Consider the following 22,751-nt stretch of genomic DNA (forward strand, 5'->3'; position numbering starts at 1 on the left):
GTCCTGGGAACGGCAGCTGGAGAACGTGCGTTCTCCAGCTGACTGCTAATCTAGAAGAACGCACGTTCTCTCGTCAAGGAGTGGTCGGCCATGGACAGCGCAGTCGCCCGCGAGCAAGCGCTGGACGCCGCGGAGAAGCTGTTCTACGGCCGCGGCATACAGTCCGTCGGCATGGACGACGTCCGCGGCACGTCCGGCGTGTCGCTCAAGCGCCTCTACCAGCTCTTCCCCGCCAAGGAGCAGCTCGTCGAGGCCTATCTGGAGCGCCGGGACGAGCGCTGGCGCGAGCGGCTCGCCGCGCACGTGGAGGCACACGGCGACCCGCGGGGCCGGCTGCTGGCCGTCTTCGACTGGCTGGAGCAGTGGTTCGGCGAGGACGACTTCCGCGGCTGCGCGTGGATCAACGCGTACGGCGAGCTGGGCGCGACGTCGGCCCGCGTGACGACACAGGTCGACGCGCACAAGCGGGCGTTCAGGGACTACCTCGAGGGTCTGGTGGCCGACGCGGGGCTGCCCGGCGCGCTGGCCGGGCAGCTGTATCTGCTGGCGGAAGGAGCCATGGTCACGGCGGGCATCACCCGCGCCACGGAGCCGGCCCGGCAGGCCCGGGAAGCGGCGCGGGTGCTGGTGGAGGCCGCCGCAGGCTGACATCGGCCCGGGCCCGCCGTGACGTCAGCTCGCGGTCTCGGCCTCCGTCTCGGTCACCTTGATGGCGCTGACCGGGCAGGCCCGGGCCGCCTCGCGGACCATGGGGTCGCCGCCACCGTCCTCCATGCCGGGGATCAGCGTGCTGTAGCCGTCGTCGTCCTGGGTGAAGACGTTGGGGGCGGCCAGGGCGCACTGCCCGGCGCCGACGCAGAGGTCCTTGTCGATCTCGATGTCGATGTGCATGACTGGAGCCTCTTACCAGGTCACGGGGAGTTCCAGCATCCCCTGGATCGTGTCGCCCGGTTTGAAGGGGATCTCCTCCGGCGGGGCGGCCAGAGCAAGCCCGGGCAGCCGCTCGAAGAGCGAGCCGAGGGCGATCTCCAGCTCGGCGCGGGCCAGGTTCTGGCCCAGGCACTGGTGGATGCCGAAGCCGAACGCGATGTGATGGCGGGCCGGGCGGTGCCAGTCCAGGGTGTCGGGCTCGGGGTACACGGACGCGTCGCGGTTGATCACGGAGGTCGAGAAGGCCACGCCGTCCCCGGCCCGGATCGTGATCCCGTCCACCTCGATGTCCTCGGTGGCCAGGCGCAGCAGCCCGTCCGCGATGGACAGCATCCGCATCAGCTCCTCGACCGCGGCGGGCAGCAGCGCGGGGTCGGCACGCAGTTCGGCGAGCCGGTCCGGGTGCTGCAGCAGCGTGTAGGTGCCGAGCGAGATCATGTTGGCGGTCGTCTCGTGTCCCGCGACGAGCAGGATGACCGCCAGGGAGATCAGTTCCGCCCGGTCGATCGTGCCGTCGCGCAGCTGCTGGTGGACGAGGTCGTCGAGGATGCCGTCGCCGGGTTCGGGCGCGGCGCGCTTGCGGTCGATCAGGTCGCCCAGATAGGCCTCCAGGCGGTCGCGCGCGGCCAGGGTGTCGGCTGCCTCGGGTCCGCGCAGCAGCCGCCGCGACTGCTCCTCGAAGAACTCGTGGTCGGCGTAGGGGACGCCGAGCAGGGAGCAGATCACCATGGACGGGACAGGCAGCGCGAAGGCGCTCACCAGCTCGGCCGGCGGGCCCTGGGCGATCATCGCGTCGAGCCGGCCGTCGACGATCCGCTGGATGTCGGGGCGCAGCTCACCGGCCCGTCGGACGGTGAACGAGGGGATCATCATCCGGCGCTGGGTGCGGTGCTCGGGGTCGTCGACGCCGAGCAGAGCGGCCCGGCGGCGGTCCTGGATCGCGGCGAAGCGTGCCGTCGGGGCAGGGAAGCCGGGACGGGTGCGGTCGGTGGACAGGCGTGGGTCGACGAGCAGGGCGCGGGCCGTGGTGTGGCCGGTGACCAGCCAGACCTGGCGGCCGTCGAAGAGGGTGACGCGGGCCAGGGGGCGCCGGTCGCGCAGCGGGTCGTAGCCGGTCGGGGGGTGGAAGGGGCAGGTGCGGCTCTGGGGGAAGCGGACGGGGTCGGCCGGTTCGGTCGGGTCGGCCGGTCCGCCGGCTCCCGTCAGGTCCGTCAGTTCCGTCATGGAAGACCTCACAGACGAAGGGGTGCGTCGTGCCGATCTTCATTAGATGCCCCAGGCACCCGTGGGACGACGGGAAGTTAGGCCAGTTCAGTGATCCGCCCGAGCTGGCCGGTCTTCACCCGTCCGGCCGTTCATGCCCACCGAAATCCGGTTGCCGGTGCCGGGCTGCGGGCCACAGGATGCGGCACATGCCCACACATGAAGCGTACTCGCCGCCGATCTCCGCCGACGGCCGAGCGGTGTGGGGCCGACAGCAGCCCGGCGGCAACCGGAGGCCCGGTCCCGTACGCCCGTGACGGCCGCGCTCGTCGCCGGCCTGATCGCCGGCTACGGCATCGCGATACCCGTCGGTGCCGTCGGAACATATCTCGTCTCCCTCACCGCCCGGACGTCCCTGCGGACCGGTGCCTGCGCCGCGCTCGGCGTCGCCAGCGCCGACGGGCTCTACGCCCTGCTGGCCACGGTCGGCGGTTCCGCCGTCGCGGGGGCGCTGCGCCCGGTGCTGGGCCCGCTGCGCTGGGTGTCGGCCGCGGTGCTGATCGCGCTGGCGGTCCGGGGCGCGGCCGGCGCGCTGCGCCACCACCGCGAGCCCCGGCCCGGCACCGGGCCCGGCCGTCCGCCGCCGGGCCCGGCACGGGCGTATCTCGGACTGCTCGGGATCACCCTCCTCAACCCCACCACCGTGCTCTACTTCGCCGCGCTGGTGCTCGGCACCCGCGGCGCGGACACGGCGCTTCCCCCGGAGGAGACCGTGTTCGTCCTGGCGGCGCTCGCGGCCTCCGCGAGCTGGCAGCTGCTGCTCGCCGGCGGCGGCGCGCTCCTCGGGCGCGCGCTGACCGGGCGGCGGGGACGGCTGGTGACGGCACTGCTGTCCAGCGGTGTCATGCTCGCGCTGGCCGTGCGGATGGCGGTGTCGCCCCTGTGACGGCGCGGTACGGATGAATCACATGCTCACGGGTGTTGAATCAGGCTGTCAGAGAACCGTGTTCCGAGGAGGGGACAACGCAATGCCTCTTGAGGGCGAGTACGAGCCCAGTCCGGCAGAATGGGTGCGCAACCAGGTCGAGTTGTACGAGAGCTCCGGCGGCACCGAGGGGACGACGCTGCTCGACACGGGCCTCCCCGTCATCCTGCTGACGACCCGCGGCGCCAAGAGCGGGAAGATCCGCAAGACCCCGCTGATGCGGGTGGAGCACGGGGGCACGTACGCCGTGGTCGCGTCGCAGGGCGGGGCGCCCAAGCATCCGGTCTGGTACTTCAACATCACGTCCGAACCGAACGTCGAGTTGCAGGACGGGCCGGTCAAGCAGGACATGCGGGCCCGCGAGGTCACCGGTGACGAGAAGGCGCAGTGGTGGGAGCGGGCCGTCGCCGCGTTCCCGCCGTACGCCGAGTACCAGCAGAAGACGTCCCGCGAGATCCCGGTGTTCGTCCTGGAACCGATCGCCGCGGGCTGATTCCGGCCGGGGATCGGTCCCTTCCGGAAAAATCCGTGCCCGGCACGCATGAACGGGCTGCGTCCCGGGCACGCGAGCGTCAGGCCCCGCCGCGTTCCCCCGTCGCGGCGGGGCCGCCCGCTGCCCAGGATCCGGACCGGTCAGTCCACGAGCCACTTCCCGTCGCGCATCAGGTCGCGCCCCTCGAGTTCGCCGGCCTCCCGCCAGGCCTGGATACGCCGGGGCCTGATCCGGAAGTACATGTACTCGGTGGTCAGCCGGCGCGGGTCGAAGCCGGTCTCCGCCGCGAAGCGGTCGGCCTCGGACTCGGGCAGGGCGGCGAGGGTCAGCGGCTCCACGTCGCCGTCGACCATGATCACGTCACGGGTGGGCCCGATGCCGAGGCGCGCGATGCGGGTCGCCGTGAGGTTGCGGCCGGTGGGGCTCGCGGCGGGCGTGGCGAGCAGCAGGGTCGAACCGTCCCAGACGAAGGACAGCGGTACGAGGTAGGGCACTCCCCCGTCGGCCGCCGCGGTGGCGACCCAGACGTCCACGTCGTCCTCGAGACGGTGGAGGGTGTCCTTTTTCCGTTGTCCGGCGGTGCGGGCGGGCGGCTGATTCATCGTCGTACGGCCTCCTCGTGTCGTGAGTGGTGTCGCGAGTTTGACTTCCTCCCCGCCTAAGGGCGGGGGATTCCAGCGGTCGCCCGCTGGGTTTCCTGCTTCACCGACGACCGCCCCGTCCGGGAGGACTCCCGTTGAGGTCTTACACCGTCTCCACAGGCAGACGCCGCCAGCCCGGCGGCCAGGATGTTGCGTGCCGCGTTCACGTCGCGGTCATGCACGGCGCCGCAGTCGCACGTCCACTCACGGACGTTCAGCGGCAGTTTCTCGCGGACTGTTCCGCAGGTTCCGCACAGCTTCGAGCTGGGGAACCAGCGGTCGATCACGACGAGTTCGCGCCCGTACCAGGCGCACTTGTACTCCAGCATCGACCGGAGTTGCGTCCACGACGCGTCGGAGATGGCGCGTGCGAGCTTGCCGTTCTTCAGCAGGTTGCGGACGGTCAGGTCCTCGATCACGACCGTTTGGTTCTCACGGACGAGACGGGTCGACAGCTTGTGCAGGAAGTCGCGGCGCCGGTCGGCGATCCGCGCGTGGACGCGGGCGACCCTGCTCCGGGCCTTCTCCCGGTTCGCCGAGCCTTTCGCCTTCCGCGACAGCTCCCGCTGCGCGCGGGCCAGCCGGGCGCGGTCACGGCGTTCGTGCCGGGGGTTGGCGATCTTCTCCCCGGTGGACAGGGTCACGAGGGAGGTGATCCCGGCGTCCAGGCCGACCGCGTTCGTGGTGGCCGGGGCCGGGGCGATGGTGTCCTCGCACAGAAGGGACACGAACCAGCGCCCCGCACTGTCGCGGGACACGGTCACCGTCGTGGGCTGCGTGCCCTCGGGCAGCGGACGCGACCAGCGGATGTCCAGGGGCTGCGCCATCTTGGCCAGCGTCAGCTGTCCCTCACGCCACGTGAAGGCGCTGCGGGTGTACTCGGCCGACGGGCGGGAGGTCTTCCGGCTCTTGTACCGGGGGTACTTGGCCCGCTTGGCGAAGAAGTTCCCGAACGCTGTCTGAAGATGGCGCAGCGCCTGCTGGAGCGGCACGGAGGACACCTCAGTAAGAAAGGCAAGTTCCTCGGTCTTCTTCCACTGCGTCAGCGCGGCGGACGACTGCACGTAGGAGACACGGCGCTGCTCGCCGTACCACGCGCGAGTGCGCTCCTCCAGGGCCTTGTTGTACACGAGGCGGACGCAGCCGAACGTGCGGGACAGCTCGGCTGCCTGATCGTCCGTGGGGTAAAAGCGGTACTTGAACGCCCGCTTGACCTGCTGCCTCATGCCTTACACTCTATCAGTTTCCGTGTGAGCAACAGGTGTTGGCCGGTAGCCGGTAGACGCCGGTCCGCTCTGGCGGCGAACCGGCTTCCCCTGCCCTGCTCCGCAGGAGCTCCGTTTCCTCCCCGGCCTGAAGGCCGGCATATCCACGAAGGAAAGACCCGATGACGTCCGCACGGCGTCCGGTGTGGCCGCCGGCGTGCTCCGCAGGTGAACGTGCCGGGTGCCCGGCCCGGAGAGCGAGTGAGTGTACGCGTCTCACGGGGCCTCAGCAGTAACACACATCACGAGCGGGTCACGGTGTAGATCATTTAGGCTCGGGGCAGCCTCGTAATGCTTCTGGTCTCAACTTTCCTGCCATGAAGCGCAGTTCGAGTGCCCAGGCGGCGAACGGGCCGCCCGCTCGCAGGGCCGGGGGACTCTGCGTTCCGTCTCCCGAAAGGACACGCATGCCTCAGGACGTCAGGTTCGACCTGCCCTTCGAGACCCCCGTCAGCGAGCATCTGGAGTACGCGCGGGCGCGTCATCTGCGCTGGATCTGGGACATGGGTCTGGTACGCAGTCAGGCCGGGTTCGAGGAGTACAAGTCCTGGGACCTGCCGCAGGCCGCCGCCCGCACCTACCCGTACGCCTCGGCGGACGACATGGTCGTCCTGATGAACTGGTTCTCACTCGCCTTCCTGTTCGACGACCAGTTCGACGCCAACCAGCCGGACCGCGCCGACCGGATCGCGGAAGTGGCGCGCGAGCTGATCGTGACACCGCTGCGCCCGGCGGGCAGCCGTCCCCGGGTGGTGTGCCCCATCACCCTGGCCTGGGCGGAGGTCTGGGAACGGCTTTCGGATGGCATGTCCCTGACCTGGCAGTCGCGCTTCGCGGCCTCCTGGGGGCGGTTCCTGGTCGCGCACTGCGAGGAGGTCGACCTGGCGGCCCGTGGGCTGGCCGGGACGCTGGGGCTCGACGAGTACGCCGCCTTCCGCCGCCGTACCGTCGGCATCCACCACAGCATCGACGCGGGCGAGCGCAGCCGCCGCTTCGAGGTGCCCGCGCAGGTTCAGGCGCATCCCCTGATGGAACGGATGCGTGATCTGGCCGCCGACACCATCGGGTTCATGAACGACATCCATTCCTTCGAGCGCGAGCGGCGCCGGGGCGACGGCCACAACCTCATATGCGTCCTGCAGCGAGAGCAGCGCGGCTCCTGGCAGGAGGCCGCCGACGAGGCGTACCGGATGACGACCGACTGCCTGGAGGAGTACGTCGCACTCGAGGTCCAAGTCCATGGGATGTGCGAGGAGCTGGGCCTCGGCGAGGGCGAGCGGGCCCAGGTGGCCATGGGGGTGGAGGCCATCCGGCACTGGATCAACGGCAACTACGAGTGGGCGCTGACCACCGGCCGCTACGCGGCGGCCAAGGAGGGTCCGGCGGCCACCGCCGAACTGGCCGGGCGGGGCTCGGTGGACGACCTGCTCGCGGTGTGAGACCGGCCGTCCGGAACCGGCCCGTGTGAACCCGGGCCGTGGGGGCCGCCGTTCGGCAGGACAGCGGCCCTCATGGTTCCTCTCACGCCGCGAACTCGACCGGCAGGCTGTCCAGTCGGGACTCCCAGGTGGAGGCCGTCGAGGTGAGTTCCTCCGGGGGGACCGCGAGGCGCAGTCCCGGCAGGCGGTGCAGCAGGACGTCCACGGCCGTCTCGATGATGGCCTGGCCCAGGTTCTGCCCCGGGCACTCGTGCGGTCCGGCGCTGAACGCCAGATGGGACTGGTTGCCGGCGACCGAGACCTCGGTGTCCGGTCTGACCTCCGGGTCCGCGTTGCCGGCCGCGAGGCCGAGGACCATCAGGTCGCCCTCCTTGATCGGGCAGCCGCCGAGATCCAGGTCGGAGGTGGCGAACCGGCCCGGCAGCACCGCGAGCGGCGGGGTGTCCCACATGACCTCCTCCACCACGGAGGAGAGGTTGAGCTGCCCGCTGACCAGCCCGGAGCGCAGGGCGGGATCGGTGAGGACCAGATGCAGGGCCCGGGCCAGCAGGTTGCTGGTCATGGTGTGTCCCGTGATCAGCACCAGGCGCAGGTGGTTGACGAGTTCGTCCTCGTCGAGGCCGGCATGGTGCTCGATCAGCCCACTGGCGAAGTCCGAGCCCGGTTCCGCGCGCTTGCGGGCGGCGAGTTCTCCGAGCACGGCCATGATCTTCTCGTTGTGCGTGAGCGCGTCCGCGCCGCCCTTCATGACCTGGTGGCTGGACTCGGCCAGGCTGCGCCCCTCGCTCTCGGCGAGCCCGACGACCCGGGTGAGCACCAGCATCGGCAGATGGTCGGCGAAGTCCGTCACCAGGTCGGCGCGGCCGGCCTCGGCGAAGGCGTCGATCTGCTTGTTGGCGAAGTGCGTGACGTGCCGGCGGATGCCGCGTCCGGTCACCCCCTGGAGGTTGTCGGTGACCGCGGCGCGCAGCCTGCGATGCGGTTCGCCGTCCTGGGAGACGCAGTCGGGCCGCCAGCCCAGCATCTGGATGAGCGGCGAGGTGTCGGCGACCCGCCCCTCCTTCCAGTCCCGCCAGATCCGTGAATCCCGGCTGAACTGCAGCGGGTTGTCCAGCACGCGCCGGTTCTCGCGGTAGCCGAGCACCAGCCAGGCCGGGATGTCGCCCTCCAGCAGGATGGGGGCGACGGAGCCGTGCCGCTTGCGCAGCCGCGCGTAGATGCCGTGCGGGTCGGTCGCGGACTCGGGGCCGTACAGCCGGGTGACACCGGCGCCGTGTGCGACGGGGCAGCCGCCGCCCGGGGCGTCGTGGTCGTGGGGCCGGTCGTTCATCGGGACTCCAGTGCTACGGCCGAGCGGTCCTGCAGGTGACGTATCAGCGCGACGAGTACGTCACGGCTGGAGGCCCGGTCGCGGGCGTCGCAGGAGACGACCGGGATGTGCGGGGAGATGTCCAGGGCGTCCCGGATCTCGTCGATCGGATAGTCCTTGGAGTCCGGGAAGACGTTCAGGGCGACGACGAACGGGACGTTCTGCCGCTCCATCTCCTCGATCGCCCGGAAGCTGGAGGCCAGCCGGCGGGTGTCCACCAGGACGACCGCGCCGAGCGCGCCCTTGAACAGTCCGTTCCACAGGAACCAGAACCGCTCCTGGCCCGGCGTCCCGAACAGGTAGAGCATCAGGCTGTCGTTGATGCTGATCTTGCCGAAGTCCAGGCTGACGGTGGTCTCGGCCTTGTCGGCGATGCCGATGAGGTGGTCGGAGCCGACGCTGGCCTGGGTGAGGGTCTCCTCGGTGGTGAGCGGCTTGATGTCGCTGACGGAGCGGACCATGGTGGTCTTCCCGGTGCCGAACCCGCCGGCGATCATCACCTTCACCGACCGGGCACTCCCTGCAGTCGGCTGTCCGGATCGGTCAAAGCCTTTCAAGTCCACTGAGTACCTCCTGAAGGAGCGCGAGGTCGGGCCCGCGCCCGGCGTCGTGCGCCGGGATGGGGTCACGGGCTTCGACGCGGCCTGCGTCCAGCAGATCGGCCAGCAGCACCGCGAGAATGTTGAAGGGCAATCCGAGGTGGGCGCCGAGTTCGGCCACCGACAGCGGATCGCGGCAACGCCGGAGAATCTCCTCGTGCTCGTGCTGCATGCCCGGTACGGGGGCGGTGCGGGAGACGATGAGGGTCGCCACGTCGAGGCTCGACGCCGCCCCGCCCGGTCCGCTGCGCCCACCGGTGAGGACGTAGTAGCGCTCGAGACCTTGGGGGTCCCCCCTGCTCGAGCGAAGCCGAGAGCCTGGGGGAGGGTCCGTGGGCCGGCGGGGAGCACTCATCCAGAGTGCTCCTCCAGGCGCGGAGTGGTGCCGAGGAGCTCACCCATGCGGCGGGCCATGTCCCTCATCTGATGGCCGAGCAGACCCTGGTCGAGGCCCTCGCGGGCGAGGACGCCGAGATACGTCTCGACACCCGCGCGGACGACGAACAGATGACCCCCGTCGACCTCGATCATCGCGAGCCTCAACTGGCCCGCGTACTTGGGGAACTGCTCGGCGACGGGCTGAGCCAGGGCCTGCAGTCCGGCCACCACGGCCGCGAAGCGGTCCACGTCGTCGGGGTCTTCGGCGCCGAAGGAGGTGATGGCCTTGCCGTCGCTGGAGGCCACGAGGGCGAAGCGGATCTCCGGGATGCTCTCCACCAGATCGCGGAGCGCCCAGCTCACGTCGGTTCCCTGTTGCGTCATGTGGACTAGTCGCTCTCTTCAGTGCGGTGCTCGGTGGACTCACCGGCGTCGGACGTGGCGCCGATCGCGTCGGACGCGCGGTCGCCGGCCGTGTGCGCTGCGGACTCCTGGGTGCCGTCCTGGCCGTCCGGCGGGGCGGGCGCGGTGGATCCGCGTCCGGCGGTCGCCGGCTCGTGCTCGTCGACGTGGCGGGCGGGCGGCGGTGCCGTGTCGGTGAGGTCGCGGCCCGCGGTGGCGAAGGCGGCGAGGCCGGTGAAGGACTCGTCCGGCGGTACGGCCGACACGCTGCCCGTCGCGACCGGTACCGGCTGCGGCAGCCGGTCGTCCTCGCGCCGCTTGCTGCGGCGCCGGGGAAGTCCGCCGGGCGTGGTGTCCACGTCGTCGGCGCGGTCGGCCTGCGGCTGTGTGGCGGCCGGGCCGTGGGACGGCGCGGGGGCCGGGGCCTCGGGGACCGCGGACGCGGTGGGCGTGGGGGCGGCCGGCAGCGGGCTGAAGTACTTGTGCGGTACGACGACGACCACCGAGGTGCCGAGCCAGGGCGAGTCGGCGAAGGTGACGCGGATTCCGTAGCGGCGGGCGAGGATGCCGACGACGCGCAGGCCGATGTTGGCGTCCTCGGAGATGCCGCCGAGGCCGGGTCCGGCCGCGGTGCCCGCGAGGGACTGCTCGGCCTCGCGCTTCTTCTCCTCGCTCAGTCCCTTGCCGGAGTCCTGGATCTCGATGCCGACACCGTTCGGCACCTCCTTGCCCGAGACCAGCACCGGCTCGGTGGGCGGCGAGTAGCGGGCCGCGTTGTCCAGGAGGTGCGCGAAGATCAGCGTGAGGTGGTCCACCAGGCCGCCGTCGACGCCGAGTTCGGGCAGGTGTCGTACCTCGATCCGCTGGAAGTCCTTGATCCGGCCGATGCCGCCGCGCACCACGCTCAGCAGCCGCTGCGGCTCCTGCCACTGGCGTCCGGGCCGGTCCGAGCCGCCCAGCACGCCGATACTGGCGGCGAGACAGTCGGCCGGGCCGATCTCCTGGTCGAGTTCCATCAGGCCCTGGGCCACGCCGGGCAGCCGTCCGTGCTCGCCCTGCATGTCGTGCAGCCGGCCGCGCAGCTTGCTGGTCAGCACGTGGATCCGGTTGCCGATGCTGATCACGGCCTGCTCGGCGGAGGTGGAGCGGTTGAGCTCGTCCTCGACGCCGATCAGCGAGGTCCGCAGGATCCGGCGCAGATCGGCCTGGACTTCCTGGCCGACCTTCCCGGAGCGGTCCGTGGCGGGCAGCAGGTCGTCGATGCCGTCGCCGTCCCGCAGCCGCTTCAGCGCCTCGGGCAGCTGCTCGTCGGCGAGCCTGGCGACGGCGTCCCGCTGGTGCGCCAGCTGGTTCTGCCAGACCTCGGCCTGGTCGGCCAGCTGGGCTTCGTAGGAGGTGGCCTGGTCGGCGATCCGCTCCTCGTACGCCCGGGAGCTGTCGGCGAGTTGGGCGTCGAAGTCCGCCGTCCGCTCTCTGAGCCGGTCCTCGTGGGCGTCCGCCTGCTCGGTGAGCCGCGCCTCAAGGCCGGCGCGCTCCGCGCCGAACTTCCGCTCCAGACCCGAGACACGCTGCTGCCACTGCTGCGAGTGCTCGGACTGCGCCGTGTGGAAGCTGCCTTCCACCCGGCGCAGTTGCTTCTGCGAGCGGACCAGGAGCCGGACGCATACGGCGCTCGCGGCCGTCGCTGCGGCACCCGTGACGGCGGCGGTGACGTGCTCCGAGCTCATGAACGTGGCGGCGACCGTCCCGCCGCCCAAGGACAGCGGCAGCAGCCACCAGCTGTACCAGGCGACAGGGGCCCGCGCCGCCGGTGGCGGAGTGGCGAGTTCCATCTGCATCCTTCGAACGCAACACAACGGAAGAGGGGGGTGTGCAAAGGCCGCACTCATGAGTACGCACGGCGAGCCGACTGCATGGCGGTCGCGTCAACTCGCGGTGACGGACTGGAGCCTATCTGGTTCGACCCCGAAAAGATCAAGCTCGAGCCCTCACGGGCATGAGGGTTCGGCCACTCTCTCCGGGACGAGTCCACACATCGACAAATCCCCTTGCACGCAAGTGGACTTGCTCAGCGGCACCCCGTACCTTGCCTCACCCTGGGCCAGGCCTCGACGCCGTCGGGCGTGCGGACGTACGCCGTCGAGCTGTCGTCCGTCAGCCACAACTGCCAGTTCCGGTACCGGAATCCCGTGTCGTGGGCGTCCGCGGGCATCCGGACGTCGCCGTCGTACGGGGCTGTCAGCATGGTGTCGGCGTCGAGCACGCCGTCGGGGTCGCGGGCGTAGCTGCGTTCGTCCTCGCCCCGGCCGAGGTGCAGGAAGTGCGCCTGCTGCCAGTCGCAGTGCTCAGCACCCGGGTAGCTGCTGATCTCGGCCACGGGCGCGCGCCGGCCGGCGCGATCGGTCCAGATCTCGTACCACCCCTGCGAGTCCGTGAAGCTCGCCGGGAGTTCGGCCGGATCGCACGAGGCGCTGGTCTCCGGGCCCCAACCGGGGCGCCCCTTCTGGTCCTTGGCGACCACGACCGCCACCTTGGTCCGGCCGCCGACGTCGTAGGAGTAGAGCACGCGGTCCGCCTCCTCGCGCTCGACGCGATAGCCCCTCTCGGGAAGGCCCGGTTCGAACATGTCGAAATAGAGGTTCAGGCCCTCCTCGGGCGAGCCGCCGCCGTCGCGCTCGCTCCAGCCGTCGGGGCCGCTGCCCTGGTAGATCTCGCCGTCGCACTCCAGCGCGCGACCGGCCGCACCGGACTCCGTGCGCAGGGCCGCGGGGGTGTTCTCGTCCAGGAACTTCGTCGGGACGTCCAAGGGGCCGCTGTACGGCGTTGCCGGGGGCGTGCCCTCGACCACCAGGCCCGCCCGGTTCCCTTCGCCGTCGCAGGCCACTGCCGTCACGACCGCCAGTACCGCCACCGCCACCAGAGCTGCGCGCATTCCCGCCCCTGTTCCTCGACCGCTGTATCGCTCCTCCGACGCACAAAGGGCCCGGAACGTTCGAGGCCCAGCGCGCGGCCTGGAACGTACGCCGGTACGCCTGCGGGGACACCCCGATCGCCGCCTGCAGATGCCGGCGCAGGCACGCGCCCGTCGCGAAGCCGACCTCGCCGGCGATGTGCTCCACGGACAGGTCGCGGGACTCCAGGAGGTGCCGGGCCCGGGCGACGCGTTGCTGGACGATCCAGCGGCCGGGGCTGAGACCGGCCTCGTCGCCGAAGCGGCGGGCGAAGGTGCGCCGGCTCATCCGGGCGTCTTCGGCGAGGCCGGCGAGGGTGAGCGGTTCGCCGAGGCGCTCCAGGGCCCAGGCGCGGGTGGCGGCGGTGCTCGCGGCGCCGCTGACCGGGTCCGGCTGCTCGATGTACTGCGCCTGGCCGCCGTCCCGGAACGGCGGGACGACGCACCGGCGGGCCACCGAGTTGGCCAGTTCGCTGCCGTGGTCAATGCGCACGATGTGCTGGCAGACGCCGACGCCGGAGGCGGCTCCGGCCGAGGTGAGGATGCGGCCGTCGTGCACGAACAGGACGTCCGGGTCCAGGTCGACCTGCGGATGGGAGCGCCGGAACCAGTCGGTCACCTGCCAGTGAGTGGTGGCGCGGCGCCCGTCGAGGAGGCCCGCGGCGGCGAGGACGAAGGCGGCCGTGCAGATCGAGACGATGCGCGTCCGGGCGGGATCGTGGTGTCGATCCTGCCGGTCGGCTCGAACGACTTCCCCGAGGAGGCCGAGCGGCTGGGTGTGCGAGCGGTCCGGATGCTGGTGGACGCCGACCGGGCCGGGATGCGGGCGATCACGGGCCTGGTCGAGTCGGGGAAGCTGCGCGCGACGATCGCGGGGACCTTTCCGCTGACGGATGCCGCCGAGGCGCACGAACTGGGCGACACCGGCTGGACGACGGGCAAGCTGGTCCTGCTGGCCGACTGACCGCATCGACCTCGCCCGCACCAGCGGCGCACGCCCGGCACACCCGGCCGGGGCGCGCACCATCCAGTCGGGAAAAGGTTGCACCCCAAACTCGAAGACATATGTCAATCGAACATGCTCAAATTCCTTCCATCGAGGGTAACTTGCATGGGCGGGGTCCGGAGTTGTCGGCACGGGTGGGAGGTGATGTCGTCGTGCGCCAGGAACCGCGCCACGAGCCCGCGCCGCTCCCCCGGCACCTTCGCGTCCACGAGGACCGCGGGCACACGGTGGTGGAGCTGCGCGGCGAGATCGACATCGCGACGGCCGCGGAGATCGGCCCGCATCTGGACCGGGTGACGGACCGGCCCGGCGCGCGGGTGGTGCTCGACCTGAGCCGCATCGAGTTCTTCGACTGCTCGGGACTGCGTCTGGTGTACCGCGCCCGCAGCCGGGTGCTCGACCGCGGCGGCCAGTTACAGCTCGTGTGCACCCACCCCCTGACCCTGCGCGTCTTCCGGGTCACCGGGCTGTCGCGACTGCTGCCGCCGCGGCCGACGCTGGACGCGGCGCTCGGGCAGCCCGAGGCCGCGTCCGGCCCGCTGTGACCGCGGCCGGGCGGGCCGTCAGCCCCGCGGCTCGTCGAAAAGGGCGCTGACGGACTCGCCGTTGTGGATACGGCGTACGGCCTCGGCGAGTGCCGGGGCGATGGACAACACCCGTAGTTTGTCGGTGTGTTCCCCCTCCGCCACGGGCACGGTGTTGGTGCACACGATCTCCAGCACGTCCGGCTGCTCGCTCAGCCGCTTCAGGGCGCCCGCCGCGAACAACCCGTGCGTACAGGCCACCCGGATCGAGCGCGGCCCCGACTCCCGCAGCCGGTCGAGGAGTTCCAGTACGGTGCTGCCCTTGGCGATCTCGTCGTCCAGCACGATGACGTCCCGCCCGGCCACCTCACCGATCACCGAGCTGATGCTCACCCGGTCGTCCGCGAAGCGCTGTTTGGCGCCGGCGGCCACCTGCGCGCCGATAAGCCGGGCGAAGGCGGCCGCCTCCTTGGCGTTGCCGAGGTCCGGCGAGACGACGGTGGTGCGGGTCAGGTCGTACTGCCGGAAATGCGCGGCGAGTTCGCGCAGCGCATGAAGATGGTCCACCGGCACCGAGAAGAAACCGTGCACCTGGGGCGCGTGCAGGGTCATGGCGAGGACACGGCTCGCGCCCGCCGCCACCAGCAGGTCCGCGACGAGCCGGCCGCCCAGCGAGATGCGGGGCGCGTCCTTCTTGTCGGAGCGCGCGTAGGAATAGTGCGGCATGACGACGGTGATACGGCCCGCGGAGGCGCCCCGGGCCGCGTCGCACATCATCAGCAGTTCGACGAGGTGCTCCTGGACCGGTCTGACCAGTGGCTGGATCAGGAAGACGTCCCGTTCTCGGCAGTTGGCCTGGAGCTGCACCTCCAGACAGTCGTTGGCGAACCGGCTGACCCGGGTGGGGCTGAGCGGCACACCGAGGTGGGCGCACACCTCCCGGGCCAGTTCGGGGTGGGCGCTGCCGCTGAAGACGGCGATGTCTCGCACGATCCGCTCCTCGCATGATCATCACGGGTTGCGGCTCATGCTACTTACGCCCCCTTCGTCTCACCACGGCACGGGTGTGCCGTCCCAGGAGAAGAAGCCCGCGGTGGGGCCGTCGTCCGGCAGCAGGGCCAGCCGTACCGCGCCGCGCGCCGCCTCGGCCGGGTTCCCGCCCGAGGCGGCCGCCCTGGGGTTGAGGTCAGTGGCGCGCAGGCCGGGGGCGAGCGCGTTGACCTTGAAGCCCTCCTCCGCGAGGGTCTGGCCGTACAGGACGGTGAGGGCGTTGAGCGCGGCCTTGGAGGAGCGGTACGCGGCTGCGGCGCCGTTTCCGGGCTCGAACTGGGGGTTGGGGGTCGTGCTCCAGGTCAGCGAGCCGGTGCCGCTGGAGACGTTCACGATCCTGGGGTGCGGGGAGCGGCGCAGGGCGGGCAGGAGGGCGTTGGTGACCTCGAGGACGCCGAACACGTTCGTCTCGTACGTGCGCCGGAACTCGTCGGCGGTGGAGACGGCGGGCGGGTCGAGGGTAACGGAGACGCCCGCGTTGTTGACCAGCACGTCCAGGCGATCCACGGTCGCGGCGGCGCGCGCGATGCTGTCGGCGTCCGTGACGTCGAGGACGAGGGGACGCGCGTCGCCGCCGATCTGCTCGGCGGCCCGCTCGCCGCGCGCGGCGTCCCGGGAGCCCACCAGGACGGTGAAGCCCTCCTCGGCGAGGAGGCGGGCGATCTGCTTGCCGATGCCCTTGTTGGCACCGGTGACGAGTGCTGTGCGATCGTTCATGACAGCCACGGTTCCCTGACCGCCGCCGTCCTGCCAGGGACCGTTCGTACCAGGCAGCCCGAGGAGACAGCATGGCGAGGCAGGAACTGGCCCGCTTCCTGCGGGACCGCCGGGCGGGTCTGCGGCCGCACGAGCTGGGCCTGCCGGCGGACGGCACCCCGCGCCGCACCCCGGGCCTGAGGCGCGAGGAGGTCGCGGAGCTGGCCCATATGTCGGTCGACTACTACGTCCGCCTGGAGCAGGCCCGCGGCCCGCGGCCCTCCCCCGCGATCCTGGACGGGCTCGCGGAGGCCCTGCGGCTGACGCCCGCCGAGCGCGGCCATCTGTTCCGGCTGGCGGGATCAGCCGTACCGCCCGGCAGCCACGCGGTACGACGGGTGCGGCCGCACGTGGCCCGGATGCTGGAGCGGCTGCCGGAGACGGCGGCGATCGTCACCGACGCGGCCTACGGGCTGGTCGCCTGGAACCCCCTGGCACGGGAGCTGCTGGGCGAGGATCTGGGCCACGGGACGACGAACCTGGCCCGGCGGCGGTTCCTCGGCGAGGGGCGGATGTACGAGGGCTCCAGCGCCGAGCAGTTCGGGCACATCGTGGTCGCGCGGCTGCGCCGGGCTGCCGCCCGTTATCCGCACGATGCCCAACTGGAAACTCTGCTACGCGAGTTGCGGGTGGGCAGCGAGGAGTTCCGGCAGATCTGGGACACCCACCCGGTGTACGCGCCCGGCCATCGCAGCAAGGTCCTCGACCATCCGGCACTGGGCCGGCTGCGGCTGAACTGCGACGTCCTGCTGGTGCCGGAGGACGACCAGGAGGTCGTCCTGATCACGGCGGACCCGGGATCGCCGTCGGCCCGGACGCTGCGCGGGCTCGCCGAGCGCGGTTGACCGCACCGGGTCGGCCGACCGTCTGCCACGCCTCCGCCGGATGTACCAATTCATCAACAGGCGTGTGGGGCAGGCGGCTTGGCGGGCATCCGCTCTCCAGAAAGGAGGGCCGTCCAGATGACGACCACCCTCGGGCGCCTGCCCCGGCGGATGCCCGGCTGGGCGAAGGTGCCGGCCGCCCTGGTACTGGTGCTCGCCGTGCTGTTCGCCGGGATCCGGCTGGCCGTACTGCCCGGCATCAAGGACCTGTTCGGCACCGATACCCATGACCGCTCCGGCCCGACACTGCTCAGGTCGATCCAGGACATGAGCCGTTACGACGCCGCGTCCGGCACCTTCCAGGTCGTCGTCGACCTGGACAAGGACGCCAAGTTCCTGCCCGACGCGATCCGCGGCACCCGCACCCTGTACATCGGCGCGGGTACCGTCGACGCGTACGTCGACCTGGGGAAGGTCCGCGGCGACGACGTGACGGTCGACGCGGACCGCACCTCGGCCACGCTGCGGCTGCCGCATGCGCGGCTCGGCGCGCCGGCCCTCGACCCCGATCACTCCTACGCCGTGTCCAAGCAGCGCGGGCTGCTCGACCGGCTCGGCGACCTCTTCTCGGACAACCCCAACAGCGAACAGGCCGTGCAGAAGCTGGCCGTACGGCACATCGGCGACGCGGCGAAGGACAGCGGGCTGACCACGCGGGCCGAGACCAACACCACCCGCATGCTGGACGGTCTGCTGCGCTCCCTGGGCTTCACGGAGGTGCACGTCTCGTACGGCTCATGACGAACCGGGCAACAGGAGGAGCGACTTGACCCCCACGACCTCAAGCCTGCACGCCACGAAAGCGAGCCGTCCCTCCCCTGCGCGGCGGCGCGCGCTCCCGTTGACAGTCCGTCTCCTGGCGATGCTGTGCGCGTTCGCGTTCATGGTGGCGTTCGCCGTCGTGCTGGCCCGTATCACGCTGCAGCCGTCACCGGCGTCGGAGGCGCTCGCCCACAGCAACCTGCACCCGGGCCGCACCCTCGAGGCGTATCTGGACCAGCCCGAACTGCGCGACGCCGTACGGCAGATCGGCGGGAACCTGGTGCTGGGTGTCCCGTTCGGGGTCCTGCTCCCGGTGCTCGTGCCGCGGGCGCGCGGGGCCCTGTGGGTGCTGCTGATCACGGCGGGCGTGATGCTGCTGGTGGAGCTGGCACAGGGGGCGTTGGTCACCGGGCGGGCCTTCGACATCGACGACGTCATCCTCAACACCACGGGAGCGCTGGCCGGTCACCTCCTGCTGGGCCGGCGACTCGGACGTGTGGTGCATCGGGGCGGGCGGAAGCGGTGATTGTCGAGTACTGGTCCGTACCAAGGTATTGACGGCCCCTTATCTCACTTCTTAAATCAAGAGGCGACCGCCTTCACCCCCCACCTCAGTCGGCGCTCCCGTGTCGCGGGCCGCCGTACGGAAGGGAGAGCAGTGGCCTCCCCACGACTGCTCCGCAGATGTCTCTTCGCCGCCCTGTCCGCCGCGCTCGTCGCGACCGCCGCGATCGGTCCCGCGCAGGCGGACGCCGCGGGCGGCGTCACCGCCGCCGCCGTGACGTTCTCCGACACCTTCGACGGCCCCGCGGGCTCGGCGGTCGACTCCTCGAAGTGGCAGATCGAGACCGGCGACAACGTCAACAACCACGAACGGCAGTACTACACGTCGGGCAACAAAAACGCGGCCCTGGACGGCCAGGGCCATCTGGTGATCACCGCCCGGCGCGAGAACCCCGCCGACTACCAGTGCTGGTACGGAACGTGTCAGTACACCTCGGCCCGGCTGAACACCTCCGGGAAGTTCACCGCGCAGTACGGGCACGTCGAGGCCCGGATGAAGATCCCGCGGGGGCAGGGCATGTGGCCCGCGTTCTGGATGCTGGGGACGCCGGTCAACTGGCCGGACTCCGGTGAGATCGACGTCATGGAGAACGTCGGCTTCGAGCCGTCCACGGTCCACGGCACCATCCACGGCCCCGGTTACTCCGGCTCGGGCGGCATCGGCGCGGGCTACACGCTCCCGAACGGACAGGCCTTCGCGGACGCCTTCCACACCTTCGCCGTCGACTGGGCGCCGGACTCGATCACCTGGTCCGTGGACGGCAACGTCTACCAGCGGCGCACCCCGGCCGACCTGGGCGGGAAGACCTGGGTGTTCAACAAGCCGTTCTTCCTGATCCTGAACCTGGCGGTCGGCGGCTACTGGCCGGGCGACCCGGACGGCTCCACCCAGTTCCCGCAGCAGCTGGTGGTGGACTCGGTGTCGGTGACGACCGGCGACACGGCGACCGGCGGCGCAATCCGGGGCCTCGCCGGCAAGTGCGTGGACGTGGCCGGGGCGAACTCCGCCAACGGCACACCCGTCCAGCTCTACGACTGCAACGGCACCGCCGCCCAGCAGTGGACGGTCGGGGCCGACGGCACGCTGCGCGCGCTCGGCAAGTGCCTGGACGTGGTGGACAACGGGACCGCGGACCGCTCGAAGGTCCAGCTGTGGGACTGCACGGGTGGACCCAACCAGAGGTGGGCACTGCCCGCCGCGCACGACATCGTCAACCCGCAGGCGAACAAGTGCCTGGACGTCACGGACAACAACTCCGCCAACGGCACACGCCTGCAGATCTGGACCTGCGCGGGCACCGCGAACCAGAAGTGGACGGTGGGCTGAGCCGGCGGGGATCCAGGGGGTGTCTTCCGGATCACGCCGACGACCTGATCCGGAAGACACCCCCTAGCGGGTCGTCCAGGTGAACTTGTCGCCGCCGACCCAGCGGACGACCTCCGGGTCGTCGAGATCGTGGATGGTGATTCCGAAGATCGAGCAGACCTCCAGGACGTCGATGACCGTCTTCGCCTCAGCGACCACTTCCCCGTCGATCTCCACGATGCGGAAGGGCGGGCTCCCGGGCTTGCGCCGCATCACCCCGAGGACCATGACCCGCGGGCGGGAAATGCGCGGACTTGCTATTTCGGTCATGCATAGAGCGTAGAACGTAACCACCGAAAGTGTGTGACCTGGGTCACTGGCCACGGGCCGTCGTGCGACGCGGCCGGGGCTGGGGAACCCTGGTGGTGGAGGTGGCCATGGATCCCGTCGAGGCACTGGACCGGATCGCCTTCTTGCTGGAACGCTCCCTGGCCCCCGCATACCGCGTCCGCGCCTTCCGTACGGCCGCCCGGGTGCTGGGCGCGCTGCCCGCGGCCGAACTGGCCGAGCGGGCCGCGGCCGGGCAGCTGGAGTCCCTCAAGGGGGTCGGCCCGAAGACCGCGCAGGTCGTGCGCGAGGCGCTGGCCGGGCAGGCGCCCGACTACCTGCGCTCACTGCAGGAGACGGCGGGCGGCCCGCTCGCCGCCGGCGGGCAGGCGCTGCGGGAGCTGCTGCGCGGGGACTGCCATCTGCACTCCGACTGGTCCGACGGGGGCAGCCCGATCGAGGAGATGGGGCGAACGGCGTCCCGGCTCGGCCATGACTGGGCGGTGCTGACCGACCACTCGCCCCGGCTGACCGTGGCACGGGGGCTGTCGCCGGAGCGCCTGCGCGAGCAGCTGGCTGTGGTGGAGCGGCTGAACGCGACATGGGCGCCGTTCCGGCTGCTCACCGGCATCGAGTGCGACATCCTCGAGGACGGCTCGCTGGACCAGGAACCGGAACTGCTCGACCGGCTCGACGTGGTCGTGGTGTCCGTGCACTCCAAGCTGCGGATGGACGCGCCCACGATGACCCGCCGGATGCTGGCGGCCGTACGGAATCCGCACGCCGACATCCTGGGGCACTGCACGGGACGGCTGCTGACCGGTGAGCGACGGCGGCCGGAGTCGCGGTTCGACGCGGACGCCGTGTTCGCGGCGTGCGCCGAGGCGGGCACGGCCGTGGAGATCAACAGCCGGCCGGAACGGCTCGACCCGCCGAAGCGGCTACTGCGCCGGGCGGTCGAGGCGGGGGTGCTCTTCTCGATCGACACGGACGCCCACGCACCCGGCCAGCTCGACTGGCAGATACTGGGCTGCGAACGGGCCGAGGAGTGCGGGGTGCCGGCCGGGCGGGTGGTGACGACGTGGACGGCGAAGGAGCTGCTGGCCTGGACCCGGGTGGGTCGCGTTCCGGCGCGGTGACGACGCGGTGACGGTGGAGCGAAGGCGCGGTGATGGAGGGGTGACGCACATCACCGCCGAGTCCCGGGGACGGCGGGAACACCCTGGGACGGTTGCCCGTTGAACAGACCGTGGGTGCGGATGGGACAGTGTCCCCGGGCCTCACCTCTTGCCCACAGGGACGATCGTTCGGCTGAAGCCCTGTGGAGCCTTTCGCCGAGAGGCGACCGCCATCCGCCCCCACCGCTCGACCGCCCCGACCGTGATTCCCCCGTCGCGGTCGGGGCTTTCTCTGTCACGGGCTGTCACCAGGTTTCCCGAGGGATGGTGTCCCGGGGCTCGTCCGGGGCTTCCGTTTGACTTCGAGAGCGCTCCAATTCGCAGCGTTCCAGGCATGAGCACTACGCCACAGCACAGGATCGGTTCCGGATTCGGGGCGGACAGCGCCGCCGAGGACGTCCTGCGGGGCATCGACCTCACCGGGCGGCTCGCGATCGTCACCGGTGGCTACTCGGGGCTCGGCCTGGAGACCACCCGCGCGCTGGTCGGAGCGGGCGCGCCCGGGTCGTCGTACCCGCGCGGCGCCCCGCCGGCGTCCGCGAGGCGCTGGCCGGCCTCGACGGTGTCGAGGCCGACGAGCTGGACCTCGGTGACCTGGAGAGCGTGCGCGGCTTCGCCGAGCGGTTCCTCGCCTCGGGGCGCACCTTCATGATCGGCAGCGCCGGGATCATGGCCTGCCCCGAGACCCGGAGCAGGCGGCCCGGCTGTGGGAGCTGTCGGCACGGCTCACGGGGGTGAACGCCTTCGCCGCGTAGGGCCTGCGTCAGCCGTGCACGGCCGTGCACTCCCGCTGATCCGCCATGGCAACTCCCCTGATCGCCTACGACGTCGCCGTCCGCCCCTCCCGCTGCGGTACCACCGTGTACTTGGGGTCCTTCGCCGAGGCGACCCCGGCCGCGAACACGCCGAAACGTGTGCACGCGGACCCCGCGAGCAGCGCGAGGCCCGAGGCCAGGGCCGCGCCCCGCCGGTCGCCGAGCAGTGCCGCCGCTGCCGCGCCGGCCGCGGTCAGGGCTCGGGACGTCTTCAGCAGGGTGCCCGCCCGGCCCTCGCGCCAGGTCTCGGCGACCAGCCCGAGGCGGCGTTCCACGGCCTCGGTCACCGCCGCCTCCGCGAGTGCGGCCAGGGCGGCGGCGTACCGGGCCGGCGGGGTCTCCCGGGTGGGCGCCAGGACCAGCGCCATGCCCGACGCCGCCGCGGTGGCCGAGGCCGCGAAGAGGTACGGCAGTTCGCGGTGGGCGCCGTGCCAGGCCGGTACGGCGGTGTCGGAGGCCAGGACACCGGTGTACGTGGCGACGGCCGGCCCGAGGAGTCCGGCGGCGCAGGTCGCCGTGGTACCGGCCCGGGGAAGCCGTCCGGTCACCGCGCACGCGGCCGCCGCGCCGGCCGCGGGACCGTAGGCGGACAGCAGCCACGAGCCCATGCTCATCGGCGAGGTCGGCTTGAACACGCGCAGCATGTTCGCGAACCGGCCCGGGCGGCCCAGGTCGTGGATCAGCGCGGCGGCCGACAGGGACACGGCGGCGAGCGAGGAGACCTTGAGCGCGGTGGCCGTGCCGGTGCGTCCGGTCAGCTGGGCACCGGCCGCCAGCGCCGACCCGGCGCCCGCCAGTCCGCCGAGGAAGAAGTACCCGGCGATGTCGGGCGCGGCCCAGGACGGCGGCTTGATGACGGGACGGCCGTAGTAGGAGTCGAACTCGGCGCGCGGGACCATGCGTTCCTCACCACGCCCGCGGCGCC

The 22,751-nt window shown here is 71.5% G+C and carries 25 protein-coding genes and 1 pseudogene; 12 read left to right on the forward strand and 14 right to left on the reverse strand.

The window, feature by feature from the left end:
- Window positions 1-90: 90 nt before the first annotated feature.
- Window positions 91-648: a TetR/AcrR family transcriptional regulator gene (locus IEZ19_RS02205; RefSeq protein WP_189309224.1), complete on the forward strand. Its 558-nt coding sequence runs from the start codon at window positions 91-93 to the stop codon at window positions 646-648.
- Window positions 649-672: 24 nt separating this feature from the next.
- Here the strand turns inward: IEZ19_RS02205 and IEZ19_RS02210 are convergent, their stop codons facing one another.
- Together IEZ19_RS02210 and IEZ19_RS02215 are read right to left on the reverse strand one after the other, a co-directional pair.
- On the reverse strand, window positions 673-891 hold the full coding sequence (locus IEZ19_RS02210; protein WP_189309225.1) for a ferredoxin: 219 nt from the start codon (window positions 889-891) through the stop codon (window positions 673-675).
- A 12-nt stretch (window positions 892-903) separates the two neighbouring features.
- Window positions 904-2,154, reverse strand: a complete 1,251-nt coding sequence (locus tag IEZ19_RS02215) for a cytochrome P450 (RefSeq protein ID WP_189309226.1) — start codon at window positions 2,152-2,154, stop codon at window positions 904-906.
- A gap of 292 nt (window positions 2,155-2,446) precedes the next feature.
- Between IEZ19_RS02215 and IEZ19_RS02220 the strand changes: the two genes are divergently transcribed.
- Window positions 2,447-3,079: a LysE family transporter gene (locus tag IEZ19_RS02220; RefSeq protein ID WP_189309227.1), complete on the forward strand. Its 633-nt coding sequence runs from the start codon at window positions 2,447-2,449 to the stop codon at window positions 3,077-3,079.
- An 82-nt stretch (window positions 3,080-3,161) separates the two neighbouring features.
- On the forward strand, window positions 3,162-3,611 hold the full coding sequence (locus tag IEZ19_RS02225; RefSeq protein ID WP_189309228.1) for a nitroreductase family deazaflavin-dependent oxidoreductase: 450 nt from the start codon (window positions 3,162-3,164) through the stop codon (window positions 3,609-3,611).
- A 140-nt stretch (window positions 3,612-3,751) separates the two neighbouring features.
- Here IEZ19_RS02225 and IEZ19_RS02230 read toward each other — a convergent pair whose 3' ends face one another.
- Window positions 3,752-4,213 (reverse strand): pyridoxamine 5'-phosphate oxidase family protein, encoded by a 462-nt coding sequence (locus tag IEZ19_RS02230; protein WP_189309229.1) that lies wholly within the window; start codon window positions 4,211-4,213, stop codon window positions 3,752-3,754.
- A gap of 56 nt (window positions 4,214-4,269) precedes the next feature.
- Window positions 4,270-5,478: an RNA-guided endonuclease InsQ/TnpB family protein gene (locus IEZ19_RS02235; protein ID WP_189309230.1), complete on the reverse strand. Its 1,209-nt coding sequence runs from the start codon at window positions 5,476-5,478 to the stop codon at window positions 4,270-4,272.
- A gap of 446 nt (window positions 5,479-5,924) precedes the next feature.
- Between IEZ19_RS02235 and IEZ19_RS02240 the strand changes: the two genes are divergently transcribed.
- The gene (locus IEZ19_RS02240) at window positions 5,925-6,956 is read left to right on the forward strand and encodes a 7-epi-alpha-eudesmol synthase (RefSeq protein ID WP_189309231.1); all 1,032 of its coding nucleotides are present in this window, start codon (window positions 5,925-5,927) and stop codon (window positions 6,954-6,956) included.
- An 82-nt stretch (window positions 6,957-7,038) separates the two neighbouring features.
- On the opposite strand, the gene IEZ19_RS02245 is transcribed toward IEZ19_RS02240, so the two are convergent.
- From IEZ19_RS02245 to IEZ19_RS54360, 6 genes are all read right to left on the reverse strand, one after another.
- Window positions 7,039-8,286, reverse strand: a complete 1,248-nt coding sequence (locus IEZ19_RS02245; RefSeq protein WP_189309232.1) for a cytochrome P450 — start codon at window positions 8,284-8,286, stop codon at window positions 7,039-7,041.
- Window positions 8,283-8,888, reverse strand: a complete 606-nt coding sequence (locus tag IEZ19_RS02250; RefSeq protein WP_189309233.1) for a GTP-binding protein — start codon at window positions 8,886-8,888, stop codon at window positions 8,283-8,285. The genes IEZ19_RS02245 and IEZ19_RS02250 overlap by 4 nt, the downstream gene beginning before the upstream one ends.
- Window positions 8,869-9,279 carry a DUF742 domain-containing protein gene (locus tag IEZ19_RS02255; RefSeq protein WP_189309234.1) on the reverse strand — a complete coding sequence of 137 codons (411 nt, stop codon included), beginning with the start codon at window positions 9,277-9,279 and terminating at the stop codon, window positions 8,869-8,871. Before IEZ19_RS02255 ends, IEZ19_RS02250 begins: the two co-directional genes overlap by 20 nt.
- A complete protein-coding gene (locus tag IEZ19_RS02260) occupies window positions 9,276-9,686 on the reverse strand; it encodes a roadblock/LC7 domain-containing protein (protein WP_043670271.1) in 411 nt (136 codons plus the stop codon). The genes IEZ19_RS02255 and IEZ19_RS02260 overlap by 4 nt, the downstream gene beginning before the upstream one ends.
- A gap of 5 nt (window positions 9,687-9,691) precedes the next feature.
- Window positions 9,692-11,536, reverse strand: a complete 1,845-nt coding sequence (locus IEZ19_RS02265) for an ATP-binding protein (protein ID WP_229839860.1) — start codon at window positions 11,534-11,536, stop codon at window positions 9,692-9,694.
- A 513-nt stretch (window positions 11,537-12,049) separates the two neighbouring features.
- Complete coding sequence (locus IEZ19_RS54360) at window positions 12,050-13,354, reverse strand: GlxA family transcriptional regulator (RefSeq protein WP_506004994.1); 1,305 nt, start codon at window positions 13,352-13,354, stop codon at window positions 12,050-12,052.
- Here IEZ19_RS54360 and IEZ19_RS02280 point away from each other — a divergent pair.
- The gene (locus IEZ19_RS02280; RefSeq protein ID WP_373296899.1) at window positions 13,247-13,618 is read left to right on the forward strand and encodes a zinc-binding dehydrogenase; all 372 of its coding nucleotides are present in this window, start codon (window positions 13,247-13,249) and stop codon (window positions 13,616-13,618) included. The two genes, IEZ19_RS54360 and IEZ19_RS02280, sit on opposite strands and share 108 nt — an antisense overlap.
- 194 nt (window positions 13,619-13,812) lie before the next feature.
- Window positions 13,813-14,205, forward strand: a complete 393-nt coding sequence (locus IEZ19_RS02285) for an anti-sigma factor antagonist (protein WP_229839861.1) — start codon at window positions 13,813-13,815, stop codon at window positions 14,203-14,205.
- Window positions 14,206-14,223: 18 nt separating this feature from the next.
- Here IEZ19_RS02285 and IEZ19_RS02290 read toward each other — a convergent pair whose 3' ends face one another.
- Window positions 14,224-15,174: a ribose-phosphate diphosphokinase gene (locus IEZ19_RS02290; protein WP_189309237.1), complete on the reverse strand. Its 951-nt coding sequence runs from the start codon at window positions 15,172-15,174 to the stop codon at window positions 14,224-14,226.
- A gap of 60 nt (window positions 15,175-15,234) precedes the next feature.
- Window positions 15,235-15,951 carry an SDR family oxidoreductase gene (locus IEZ19_RS02295; RefSeq protein ID WP_189309238.1) on the reverse strand — a complete coding sequence of 239 codons (717 nt, stop codon included), beginning with the start codon at window positions 15,949-15,951 and terminating at the stop codon, window positions 15,235-15,237.
- A 71-nt stretch (window positions 15,952-16,022) separates the two neighbouring features.
- Between IEZ19_RS02295 and IEZ19_RS02300 the strand changes: the two genes are divergently transcribed.
- The 4 genes from IEZ19_RS02300 to IEZ19_RS02315 all read left to right on the forward strand — a co-directional run bounded on the left by IEZ19_RS02300 (window position 16,023) and on the right by IEZ19_RS02315 (window position 19,527).
- A complete protein-coding gene (locus tag IEZ19_RS02300) occupies window positions 16,023-16,835 on the forward strand; it encodes a helix-turn-helix transcriptional regulator (RefSeq protein ID WP_189309239.1) in 813 nt (270 codons plus the stop codon).
- 117 nt (window positions 16,836-16,952) lie between these two features.
- Window positions 16,953-17,615, forward strand: a complete 663-nt coding sequence (locus IEZ19_RS02305) for a DUF4230 domain-containing protein (RefSeq protein ID WP_189309240.1) — start codon at window positions 16,953-16,955, stop codon at window positions 17,613-17,615.
- 46 nt (window positions 17,616-17,661) lie between these two features.
- On the forward strand, window positions 17,662-18,162 hold the full coding sequence (locus IEZ19_RS02310) for a VanZ family protein (protein ID WP_229839897.1): 501 nt from the start codon (window positions 17,662-17,664) through the stop codon (window positions 18,160-18,162).
- 132 nt (window positions 18,163-18,294) lie between these two features.
- On the forward strand, window positions 18,295-19,527 hold the full coding sequence (locus IEZ19_RS02315; RefSeq protein ID WP_189309241.1) for a ricin-type beta-trefoil lectin domain protein: 1,233 nt from the start codon (window positions 18,295-18,297) through the stop codon (window positions 19,525-19,527).
- Window positions 19,528-19,590: 63 nt separating this feature from the next.
- Here the strand turns inward: IEZ19_RS02315 and IEZ19_RS02320 are convergent, their stop codons facing one another.
- Entirely contained in the window at window positions 19,591-19,836 is a 246-nt protein-coding gene (locus tag IEZ19_RS02320) for a hypothetical protein (protein ID WP_189309242.1), read from the reverse strand.
- A 107-nt stretch (window positions 19,837-19,943) separates the two neighbouring features.
- Between IEZ19_RS02320 and IEZ19_RS02325 the strand changes: the two genes are divergently transcribed.
- Together IEZ19_RS02325 and IEZ19_RS02330 are read left to right on the forward strand one after the other, a co-directional pair.
- The gene (locus IEZ19_RS02325) at window positions 19,944-20,972 is read left to right on the forward strand and encodes a PHP domain-containing protein (RefSeq protein WP_189309243.1); all 1,029 of its coding nucleotides are present in this window, start codon (window positions 19,944-19,946) and stop codon (window positions 20,970-20,972) included.
- 373 nt (window positions 20,973-21,345) lie between these two features.
- Window positions 21,346-21,701 (forward strand): annotated as a pseudogene (locus IEZ19_RS02330) (SDR family NAD(P)-dependent oxidoreductase); the annotation flags it as partial.
- A gap of 130 nt (window positions 21,702-21,831) precedes the next feature.
- On the opposite strand, the gene nrfD reads toward IEZ19_RS02330, so the two are convergent.
- Entirely contained in the window at window positions 21,832-22,725 is an 894-nt protein-coding gene (nrfD, locus tag IEZ19_RS02335; RefSeq protein ID WP_189309244.1) for an NrfD/PsrC family molybdoenzyme membrane anchor subunit, read from the reverse strand.
- Between the last annotated feature and the right edge of the window lie 26 nt (window positions 22,726-22,751).

The organism is Streptomyces brasiliensis, assembly GCF_014647875.1.
GTDB lineage: Bacteria > Actinomycetota > Actinomycetes > Streptomycetales > Streptomycetaceae > Streptomyces > Streptomyces brasiliensis.

Bases quoted from the DNA above. Each gene is read 5' to 3' on its own strand.
- IEZ19_RS02265 (WP_229839860.1), bottom strand. From the start codon at position 11,536: ATGGAACTCGCCACTCCGCCACCGGCGGCGCGGGCCCCTGTCGCCTGG.
- IEZ19_RS02240 (WP_189309231.1), top strand. From the start codon at position 5,925: ATGCCTCAGGACGTCAGGTTCGACCTGCCCTTCGAGACCCCCGTCAGC.
- IEZ19_RS02295 (WP_189309238.1), bottom strand. From the start codon at position 15,951: ATGAACGATCGCACAGCACTCGTCACCGGTGCCAACAAGGGCATCGGC.
- IEZ19_RS02325 (WP_189309243.1), top strand. From the start codon at position 19,944: ATGGATCCCGTCGAGGCACTGGACCGGATCGCCTTCTTGCTGGAACGC.
- IEZ19_RS02320 (WP_189309242.1), bottom strand. From the start codon at position 19,836: ATGACCGAAATAGCAAGTCCGCGCATTTCCCGCCCGCGGGTCATGGTC.
- IEZ19_RS02260 (WP_043670271.1), bottom strand. From the start codon at position 9,686: ATGACGCAACAGGGAACCGACGTGAGCTGGGCGCTCCGCGATCTGGTG.
- IEZ19_RS02230 (WP_189309229.1), bottom strand. From the start codon at position 4,213: ATGAATCAGCCGCCCGCCCGCACCGCCGGACAACGGAAAAAGGACACC.
- IEZ19_RS02300 (WP_189309239.1), top strand. From the start codon at position 16,023: ATGGCGAGGCAGGAACTGGCCCGCTTCCTGCGGGACCGCCGGGCGGGT.
- IEZ19_RS02235 (WP_189309230.1), bottom strand. From the start codon at position 5,478: ATGAGGCAGCAGGTCAAGCGGGCGTTCAAGTACCGCTTTTACCCCACG.
- IEZ19_RS02205 (WP_189309224.1), top strand. From the start codon at position 91: ATGGACAGCGCAGTCGCCCGCGAGCAAGCGCTGGACGCCGCGGAGAAG.
- IEZ19_RS02255 (WP_189309234.1), bottom strand. From the start codon at position 9,279: ATGAGTGCTCCCCGCCGGCCCACGGACCCTCCCCCAGGCTCTCGGCTT.
- IEZ19_RS02305 (WP_189309240.1), top strand. From the start codon at position 16,953: ATGACGACCACCCTCGGGCGCCTGCCCCGGCGGATGCCCGGCTGGGCG.
- IEZ19_RS02245 (WP_189309232.1), bottom strand. From the start codon at position 8,286: ATGAACGACCGGCCCCACGACCACGACGCCCCGGGCGGCGGCTGCCCC.
- IEZ19_RS02225 (WP_189309228.1), top strand. From the start codon at position 3,162: ATGCCTCTTGAGGGCGAGTACGAGCCCAGTCCGGCAGAATGGGTGCGC.
- IEZ19_RS02210 (WP_189309225.1), bottom strand. From the start codon at position 891: ATGCACATCGACATCGAGATCGACAAGGACCTCTGCGTCGGCGCCGGG.
- IEZ19_RS02280 (WP_373296899.1), top strand. From the start codon at position 13,247: ATGGGAGCGCCGGAACCAGTCGGTCACCTGCCAGTGAGTGGTGGCGCG.
- nrfD (WP_189309244.1), bottom strand. From the start codon at position 22,725: ATGGTCCCGCGCGCCGAGTTCGACTCCTACTACGGCCGTCCCGTCATC.
- IEZ19_RS02215 (WP_189309226.1), bottom strand. From the start codon at position 2,154: ATGACGGAACTGACGGACCTGACGGGAGCCGGCGGACCGGCCGACCCG.